The organism is Paenisporosarcina sp. P4_E4_2, from assembly GCF_056401595.1.
The window spans coordinates 1-4432 of sequence record NZ_JBFUJC010000261.1 but is presented as its reverse complement, the minus strand read 5'-3'; the positions used below and the strand labels follow the sequence as shown (position 1 = coordinate 4432).

6 protein-coding genes and 1 pseudogene are annotated in these 4432 nt (G+C 32.4%); 1 reads left to right on the top strand and 6 read right to left on the bottom strand.

Annotated elements, in window-relative coordinates; translation table 11 throughout:
* Positions 1–472: 472 nt before the first annotated feature.
* From AC1DSB_RS14980 to AC1DSB_RS14955, 6 genes and pseudogenes are all read right to left on the bottom strand, one after another.
* Positions 473–826: a hypothetical protein gene (locus AC1DSB_RS14980; RefSeq protein ID WP_477532815.1), complete on the bottom strand. Its 354-nt coding sequence runs from the start codon at positions 824–826 to the stop codon at positions 473–475.
* 134 nt (positions 827–960) lie between these two features.
* Positions 961–1229, bottom strand: a pseudogene (locus AC1DSB_RS14975) (CPCC family cysteine-rich protein).
* Positions 1230–1455: 226 nt separating this feature from the next.
* Complete coding sequence (locus AC1DSB_RS14970; RefSeq protein WP_477587007.1) at positions 1456–1815, bottom strand: hypothetical protein; 360 nt, start codon at positions 1813–1815, stop codon at positions 1456–1458.
* A gap of 402 nt (positions 1816–2217) precedes the next feature.
* On the bottom strand, positions 2218–2592 hold the full coding sequence (locus AC1DSB_RS14965; protein ID WP_477587006.1) for a DUF3139 domain-containing protein: 375 nt from the start codon (positions 2590–2592) through the stop codon (positions 2218–2220).
* Positions 2593–2915: 323 nt separating this feature from the next.
* Complete coding sequence (locus AC1DSB_RS14960) at positions 2916–3164, bottom strand: hypothetical protein (RefSeq protein WP_477587005.1); 249 nt, start codon at positions 3162–3164, stop codon at positions 2916–2918.
* A gap of 208 nt (positions 3165–3372) precedes the next feature.
* Entirely contained in the window at positions 3373–3741 is a 369-nt protein-coding gene (locus tag AC1DSB_RS14955) for a hypothetical protein (protein ID WP_477533215.1), read from the bottom strand.
* Between the two features lie 261 nt (positions 3742–4002).
* Between AC1DSB_RS14955 and AC1DSB_RS14950 the strand changes: the two genes are divergently transcribed.
* On the top strand, positions 4003–4398 hold the full coding sequence (locus AC1DSB_RS14950) for a DUF3224 domain-containing protein (protein ID WP_477533214.1): 396 nt from the start codon (positions 4003–4005) through the stop codon (positions 4396–4398).
* Positions 4399–4432: the final 34 nt, after the last annotated feature.

The window sequence follows — 4432 nt, the reverse complement described above, 5'->3', positions numbered from 1 at the left end:
ATTTAAGCTGCTGCGTTAATTAAACAAGAAGGATATTATTTTTCTCCTAACTGCTTTAAAAGTTCAATAATTTCTTTATTTTTTTAATATTAACTTCTATGGATAGGCATGTAATAACTATCAAAATAACACCAATTGTTATAATAAACTCCATTCCACATCTCCCTTTCACTTTCCCACTCATCTTACATTAGAAAATCCAATATTTGGTGAACTAACCGGCCCTGTTTGTTCTATAAGTTCCACAGAATATGCGTTAATCCTTCTTTCTATAACCTTAACACCTAAACAAAAAATGCCTAAAGCCTTTATATATCAAGGGTTTTGGGCGTTACAAGAATGGTGGCTTATTTGCGTTAAAACGATACATGCGAAGCATACCTATAAATACCGAAAGCTAACGTCTTTTCTCAGACGTTAGCTTTTTTCTTTTTTCTTATTCAACTAAAGCACCCGTTAGTGCAATAAAAAACTATTCAAAAACTAGATACTCTCCATTCTCATTCTTGGCTAGAACTATTTTTGGAGTTCCTTCAACTGAATAAATTTCAATGCCTTCTTCTAAATAGTTTGATGTAAGTTCCTTTGTAGGGGGTACCTCTATCCCAACTTTAGCTTTAACAGTCCCTATAAGTTCCCCTGGTACAAGCCCTTGTTCATCAGCTGTTTCTCGTATTGTTTGTAATTCCTGTCCATTAACAAAGAGTAATGCTTTATATGAACCACTTGAGCTACTTTCTACATTCGTACCATTACTAGTAGTAGCTGTTGAACACCCTGTTATTAACAACATAATCGATAATAAAGATATATTTATTATTTTCATAATTAGTAATAATTAACTTCGGCTAACCTGCCTCTTCAGTTGAAGAAGAAAAAATGCTTTACTCCTTATTGAAGTAAAGCACCCGTTAGTTGAAGAAGAAATGTGATCGAAGAGTTTCCCTTCTCGTATTGCAACTATCCCAATGGTTTCCAATCTCTATCTTTTATGTCTGTATGATTTTAGCTATCCTCACTGCGTCTAAACTTTCCTTATCACAAGCTCTAAATTTCATGAAGTTTTGTTGGGCTTGTCTTAAAGAAACTTCATTCGCCCCTCCCTCAAAATCAGGATCTTGGAATTGTATATCATCATCTTCCCAATAACAAATCTCACATATCTCAAAAGTTCCAGGTGGTTCTTCTTCTAAAGTTTTATAGCCACAACATGGACAAGTAAATTCCATAAAAATTTCTCCTTTAAAGAACTGATATTTATTGTCTATTAAAATATTTGATTCCTGCTGAAGGTTTAAAAATCGATGGTTTTTTATTTATCCTTTTTTACTTTAAGTCGATTTACTTTAATTATTGTATTTCATGGACACCTAAAGAGATAAAATATCACTTAATAATAAATATGTATAAATTATATAACGCTCTGCCTTTTGTTTATTATTAAATAGATCCCTTTTAATTTTTTATTTTGGTAATTAAACTTGTTTTTACAATCCTACCCGGTGCTGTCTGGATAACTTCTCCATACCAATAGATTTTCACCTTATCTCCTTGTTTGAAGTTTGTATTAGCAACTTGATTGAATAAGGGTATTCTATAAAAAGATCCTTGAGATACAGAAGCTTTATCTTCTAATATATTTTTAATTTCTGCTTGATTTTTTCCTTTAATATCTTCATCACCGATCTTAATTACCCAAATTTCTGATTCATCAGATGAAAATACGTAACCTTCGCTCTTACTTTGATTCGTCATCCAGAATGTTGTTCCTATAATAATTAAACAGAATATAGCAAAACAAACTTTTTTTATCATTTTACGCCTCCGTGTTATAGGTTAGTAACCAACTATTCATTATACTTAACTTGATTTATAATCATATAGATTTTCTTTATTATTATTGAATTAAGGTTAATTTGAAATTAGTAAAGTACTTTGTTGTCACACCACACCTAACACATCTTCACGGAAGTTACCACTACCTAAACAACCCATATCAACCCTCACTTCTTCCTCTTTTCACCGATCCATCTCATGTTCACCGAATATACATCGTTGATTTGACGGGCTTTTGGCGGTTTCGCTTTCCCAGTCCCAAGAATAAATATCCAATCTGACTTGGGGCTTTAGCCAAACAAAAAAGACCGTCTCTGACGATCTTCTGTTCTTCAACTAAAGCACCCGTTAGTTGAATAAGGCAGTTTTATCTTTCCATACTTACTCTACTCTTTTATATTCATCGATATAATCAAAAGGAACATAATGCTTTAATTTTGTTTCATCAATACCTTTTTCAATTGCCTCATTTGTGAGAGTATACTCAATTTGTTTAACTCCATTATGTGCATAATAGATATATTTTACATATGGTTCATCTTCAAAAACTACAACGGTATAAAATGCTGGCATTTTAAATCCATATATTACTTCAATGGATTTTATTTCTTTCTTTTCATAACCTTCATCCAGTAGATAATTAGTTACCCTCTTTTCATAAATATCTTTAGTGTCTTGTATTTTTACAAAGGTAAAGAAAACCACAAATAGAACTATTACCAAAAATGTCACCATAATTATTTTCAACCTACTCAATATTCAAAACCCCTCTTATTGAATTCAATGGAATTCTTATTGAACTTACCTGCCCCGTTAGTTCAATAAGAAAAAGGGCTGTTTAAACAGCCCGATGATCTTTCACTAAAGCACCCGTTAGTTGAACAATCCTTACATTGTTGGAGTATCGCTTTTACCAAGATAAATCGTCAGCATGACCGACCTGGATTTTAAATGCCTTTAGGTCCAAATTGGATTTTACAATCATATCTTGATAAATCTTCTTTACTCCAGCTYTTTTTTGTTCCGTAACCACTTCGTTATCTGGAATTATAATAATAAGGCTAATATCATCTTTGGAATTAATCATTCCTGGCTGTTTGATAGCTATATCCCGCTTTTCTCAATTCTTCTCCGACTTGAGTGAAGAACCCTCCCTCTTTTTGCAGCGATTCGAGAAAGACCTCTAATTCTTTTTGTTCCTCTTGGGATAATTGCGAAATAGGAATATTATCTTCTTTTTCTGTTCCTTCTGCCTGAGTATAAATAAAAAATGCTATTACTAATAAGAGAGAACCAAAGACGACTGCACTAAGCATTCTATTTTTCACATCACATCTCCTTATTTAAAAGGTATGAGTGTATAAATGGGGAAATAACCAATTAACGATTTTCACTAAAATAATCCTGAATACAAAAACTTTAGAATGGATTCCTTCTTAAACTAAACTGCCCCGTTAGTTCAATAAGAAAAAGGGCAGTTTAAACAGCCCGATGATCTTTAACCAAAGCATCCGTTAGTTGTTTAAGACCATACTTTTACTCCGTGTAATGTTCTTTAAAAATCAATTTGAACTTTGGCTTAAAATCAATTTCAATTGTTTGTGTAAAGTCATCATTCTGAATCTTTAAAAGTACACTTGTAAGGTCTTTTTTATCTGTTGTAATTTCAAATTTATCAACTCGCTTTAAATCTAAGAGTGATATCAATTTATTAGAAGTTCGTTGGGTTACTTGTATTTTTACTTCATTATAAGATGGAGAGAGTGTAACAATGAAGTCTTCCTCACCATTAGAAAATTTATATGTTGCTTCATTATAAAAAAAGTCTTTCGAAGTGGTATCAAACAATGTAGGTTCACACTCAAACAACGAAAGTAAATCAATTTCATTTGGGAAATTCTTCACACATAATCCTCACCTTTCAACCCACTATTTAACATTTTTCTTATTRAACTAAMCTGCCCCGTTAGTTCAATAAGAAAAGAGTTGCTTAAGCAMCCCATGTTCTTTARCTAAAGCAYCCGTTACTGTAAGTSTAATACYTCACAAAGTTAGTAATGAASAATAAATAAAAACACTCCTATGAGATACCACTATTGATGGTACTTTTTAGGTGRTATACTKGAGCTAGAYTACTTATCTAATAATGAAGGGAGGTTTACGCGTATGGAGGTAACATTTACAGTAAGCAAATGGGATGAAAAGCCAGTCGATGACAMTAAAAAAGATTTCCCTATTAATATTGCCCATGTCGAATATGATATTGATGGTGAATTAAAAGGAAAAGCTTTTGTTGAATATTTATTATATTATCTAGAATCAAATGTAGAAGATGGTCACATGGCCACTKCTAAAATTTCCGGATTTCTGCATTTCGAGGGAACTTATAAGGGAAAACGGGGGACRTTTACAGCTATAGAGCAAGGAATATTTGATAAAGGAAATCTAGATTCTCCKGCAACAATCATCAAAGCMACCGGTGACTTAGAAAGCCTGCAAGGGTCCTATAATTATAAGTTTGCAGGTCAAACCAGTAAAATGATTCTAGACTTTGAATTCTAGCAAAATACCCTATAGTTTAGTAAAAAGGGCATCC